The sequence below is a fragment of the Bradyrhizobium retamae genome (assembly GCF_001440415.1).
Classification (GTDB): Bacteria; Pseudomonadota; Alphaproteobacteria; order Rhizobiales; family Xanthobacteraceae; genus Bradyrhizobium; species Bradyrhizobium retamae.
Genome location: NZ_LLYA01000042.1, coordinates 1 through 4,428, shown reverse-complemented (window position 1 = coordinate 4,428; position 4,428 = coordinate 1). Strand labels below are relative to the sequence as shown.

3 protein-coding genes and 2 pseudogenes are annotated in these 4,428 nt (G+C 59.0%); 2 read left to right on the top strand and 3 right to left on the bottom strand.

Annotated elements, in window-relative coordinates; all coding sequences use genetic code 11:
- A partial coding sequence (locus CQ13_RS47025) for a transposase (RefSeq protein ID WP_375293272.1) occupies positions 1-94 on the bottom strand: 94 nt, incomplete at its 3' end.
- A 434-nt stretch (positions 95-528) separates the two neighbouring features.
- Between CQ13_RS47025 and CQ13_RS07370 the strand changes: the two genes are divergently transcribed.
- The gene (locus tag CQ13_RS07370; protein WP_057842344.1) at positions 529-2,130 is read left to right on the top strand and encodes a recombinase family protein; all 1,602 of its coding nucleotides are present in this window, start codon (positions 529-531) and stop codon (positions 2,128-2,130) included.
- Between the two features lie 74 nt (positions 2,131-2,204).
- On the top strand, positions 2,205-2,660 hold the full coding sequence (locus CQ13_RS07365; RefSeq protein WP_057842343.1) for a recombinase family protein: 456 nt from the start codon (positions 2,205-2,207) through the stop codon (positions 2,658-2,660).
- A gap of 302 nt (positions 2,661-2,962) precedes the next feature.
- Here CQ13_RS07365 and CQ13_RS07360 read toward each other — a convergent pair.
- Both CQ13_RS07360 and CQ13_RS40635 read right to left on the bottom strand, forming a co-directional pair.
- A pseudogene (locus CQ13_RS07360) lies at positions 2,963-4,010 on the bottom strand (IS110 family RNA-guided transposase).
- A gap of 85 nt (positions 4,011-4,095) precedes the next feature.
- Positions 4,096-4,356, bottom strand: a pseudogene (locus CQ13_RS40635) (transposase zinc-binding domain-containing protein); the annotation flags it as partial.
- Between the last annotated feature and the right edge of the window lie 72 nt (positions 4,357-4,428).

Sequence of the window (4,428 nt, the reverse complement as noted above, 5' to 3'; positions counted from 1 at the left end):
CGCCATCGGGCGAGAGGCCGCCGCCCGGCACGACACAGTGAATGTGAGGATGATGGCACCCACGCCCACAATACCCTGAGCGCCGATAATACAGATGTTCAGGTCTTCTACCCCTTTCACCCGCTTCATGGTGTTACCCTGCGGATTCTTCGCAGACCAACGCGAGGAGATGGGGCGGTCTGTGTCATGGATCCAGCCGGGAGACGACTGAAGATTCCCATCTGGATGCTGTTGCCGGAGTGTGCCGAGATCACGATCTCGCAACGACCGCGCCTCGGTAAGCAAGCCCTCCTATCTCTCGCTTCATTGATCGCCTCACGACTCGACTCACCCTGTCCACGATAACCTTCGGCGACCGCGCGTTAGCGGAAGCGAGGGAGGTCGTCGTGGTGCAACTTCAACTTTTAGATTTGATGATCTCAAGGGAATGCGGCGCCGTGCCAATGGACGCAGCGACACGCGCCGATCTGATCGATCTCATAGCCCGCGTTATAGCAGCGGTGTTTCACGAGGAGAGGAGAAGAGGAAATGACAGAGCTCTTGCACAATCCCAAAATCAAACCGGAGCATCTGGCTCGCAAGGCGATCGTCTACCTTCGGCAATCCAGCGAAAAGCAAGTACGACAGAATAAGGAAAGTCAACTCCTCCAGTATGCGATGGCCGAACGGGTGCGTGCGCTGGGCTGGCAGGAGGTCGAGATCATCAAGAATGACCTGGGATCGAGCGCGGGCCTTGCCGCCGCCCAGCGGGAAGGCTTTGAGCGCGTCCTCAGCTCGGTAGCGCTGGGAGAGGTCGGAATCGTCGGCAGCCGAAAGGTATCACGGCTATCCCGAACGGACAAAGATTGGTGTCGGCTGTTGGAGGTATGCCAGATCTTTGGAACGCTAATCGCTGACGAGCAACAGGTCTACGATCTGAATAATCTCGACGATCAGTTGGTGTTGGGTATCAAAGGGACACTCAGCGTCGTCGAGCTCAAGGTTATACGCCAACGAATGCTGGCAGGGCAGGAAGCCAAAGCGCGCCGCGGCGAACTGTTCAAACGGCTTCCGATTGGGTATGCCCGCGACCCCGTGGGTAAGATCATGTTTCATCCCGACCGACGGATCTGCGAAGCGATACAGCTCGTGTTCGCCAAGTTTCGAGAACTGTGGAGCGTGCGTCAGACATTCCAATGGTTCCGTGATCACGACCTGGAGCTACCGGTCAATCCCATACAGGGAACGCGGCTGATCTGGAAGGTTCCTTCGCAGAGCCTAATCCGCGACATTTTACGCAATCCCTTCTACGCCGGTGCCTATGTTTGGGGACGGCGTCCAGTAACGACCTTGCTGGTAGGAGGCCGGCTCGAGAAACGTCAGAGCGCGATGCGCCCCGCCGAAGAGTGCCGCGTCTTCATCCGCGATCATCATGTAGGTTATATTGACTGGGCAACCTACGAAGAGAATCAGCGAATGATACGGCGCAATTCGGTGAACTGGGAGGGGGACGAATCGATGGCGGCGATTCGCGCTGGCCAGGGTCTTCTGGTCGGACTCCTGCGCTGCGGACATTGTGGGCGCAAGCTGCATGTACGGTATTGGGGCGGCCGTGGCACCCATGCGCGCTACCTTTGCAAGGGCGACTACGATGATGGCGGGCAGTATTGCATCGGCTTCGGCGGCAGCTCGGTAGACCGGTGCGTAGGACAAGAACTATTAAAGGCGATCGCGCCATTGGGGGTGGAAGCCAGTCTGCGAGCTCTCGAAGAACTGAGTGCTGTCGGCACCGCTCAATGTACCGCCCTGTCCCGCAAGCTCGAGCAACTGGTGTATGAGGCGAGGAAGGCCTTCGAACAGTACGACGCGGTGGATGCCCGGAATCGACTTGCAGCCAGCGAGTTGGAACGGCGGTGGAACGGAAAGCTGGAAGAGATCGAGGCAGTCAAGCAGCGGCTTTCCAGTCTCGAAACCGAGCGCTACTCGTTATCGCCTGAAGAGGAAATCAGAATACGTTCGATGGGTGATCATTTTGCTGGAGTCTGGCAGAGCAACCACTGTCCCCCGACACTTAAGAAGATGATCTTCCGCACCGCCATCGAAGAGATCATTGTACGCACTGACCAGGATAAAAAAACCTTGAGTTGCTGATTCACTGGAAAGGAGGTGCGCATACGCAACTCACGATGGAACGACCACGTTCCGTAACGGAAACGGCCACGCCCATGGAGGCGCTGGAGATCATTCGTCGCATGGCTGTTCGATACGGCGACGACCAGATTGCCTCTGTGTTGAACCGACGCGGCTATTCCACGGGTAAAGGGAAGCGGTGGAATCAGACCCGTGTAGCGACAGCCCGGCGTAACCATTCGATAGCCGGTCAAAAACGAGCTCTGCACGATCCGGAGAGAGTGAGTTTGAGCGAAGCTGCGCGAATATGCGGCGTCAGCCACCACACCATCCAAAGGCTGGTTGAAGCCGGCCTATTGAAGTGCGAACAAATAACTCCTCGTGCACCTTGGGAAGTCAGCCGCCGTGATTTGGATGCCGAACCCATTCGCAGCGTTATTGAGGGCCTCCACCGCACCGGCAAGCTAATTCTGCAGGGGGGTTGCGCGGAAGATCAACTTGCGTTGTTCACTGAAAATCAAGGAGATGATAATGCCCGGTATCTTGAGTGAGGGTTCTGCGTCAGCGCCTGTCCCCATATGTGGAACGGCCCGCGTGGCAAGAGCTTTTTCAGTCGATTTCACCCATTGGAACGGTGCGGTCATATGTCCGGCCTTTACGCGCGGCGCATGGCCGCTGGCCTCGATGAGATCCGCAAAACGAGGAGCTAAATCAGGTATGCGCGCTTGAGCGCATTGGGGCCAGCAGCTTCATTCGTCTCGGGATTTCGTCCCATGGGTTCATCGTCTGTTGTTGCACCTTGCCCTCTGCCGGCCCTGTGCCGGTCAGATTGTTTTGGCGGTCATTGCGTCGATCAGACGGCGATGGTGGTAGTCATCACCGATAGGTCGGGACGCCGATAAATCCCGCCCTTGTTCAGAAGCGCCCAGATGATCCGCGCCGTTTTGTTGGCCTGCGCGACCGCTGCAACCTTGAAAGGCCGTCTGGCGAGAAGCGCCTTCAGCCACGGCCGCGTCTGAGCGTCGTTTCGGGCAACCCGTAAGACGGCTGTTGCCCCAACGACGCGGAGAGTGCGGAGTTCCGGATTTCCCATCTTCGATATTCGTCCGAGCCGCTCCTTGCCTCCGCTTGAATGAGGCCGCGGCGTCAATCCCAGCCAGGCGGCAAATGTGGCGAGCCGACTTGAACCCGCCAGGATCCGGCACGAGCGCCTTGATGGTCGCCGCCGTAATGGCGCCTACGCCAGGAATCGTGGTCAACCGACGCATGTCCTCGTCGCGCTTGGCCTCCACGACGATTGCGCGCTCGAGCCTATCGATTTGGTCGGCTGAAGCTTCGATCTCATCGGCAATAGCCATCAGGGCGAAGCGTGCTGCTGCGGGCAGGCGAGCATCGGTTTCGTCCCGTACGATCGCGACCAGCGCCTCAACCTTTGCCAGGCCGGCGGTGGCGATGATGCCCAATTCGGCCAGATGCGCGCGCAGGGCGTTGACTGCCTGCGTTCGCTGCCGCACCAGTAGGGCGCGGGCCTTCAGCACCATCGCGGCAGCCTGCTGCTCGGCCGTCTTGATCGGGACGAAGCGCATGGTCTTTCGGGTCACCGCTTCGCTGATCGCCTCCGCGTCCGCCGCATCCGTCTTACCTCGCTTGACGAACGGTTTGACATAAGCGGGCGGAATGAGCCGCACCTCATGACCGAGAGCCGCGATCTCGCGCGCCCAATAGTGGGCGCTACCGCAGGCTTCCATCCCCACCAGGCATGGCGGCAGTTTCTCGAAGAAACGCAAAACTTCGCTGCGCCGCAGCTTTCGGTTGAACACGGGCTCGCCCTCCGCATCCGCGCCGTGAACCTGGAAAACGTGCTTGGCCAAATCCAACCCGACGGTGCTAACCTGCTTCATGGAACGGTCCCTCCTTTGTGGCGTTCGAACAACGACCACGTTCTAGCACTTTGATGCTGTTGGAGCGGGCCGTTCCACCACATCAGGTATGCAGGACCGCGACGCCGCCGATCTCTGCACCGAGCCTTCGCGGATTGGCAGCAAGCGTCGTCATCGCCTCAGCGGCGGCCTTAAACAGGATGGCATAGACGACGGCCTTGTTCTGGAAAGCGATCGCTGCGATCGGTGCAGGAAGCGTAAAGACGACGTGGAAATAGGGAACCGGCAGCAGGTCGGCTTCTCGCGCGGCAAGCCACGCGGCTCGGGCTCGCCCCTGACACTTCGGACAATGCCGATTCCGACAGCTAATGGGCGACGCCCATTAGCTGTCTTATGGGCAAATCCATTAATGGGGAGCTGGCGGCGACTTGATCACGCT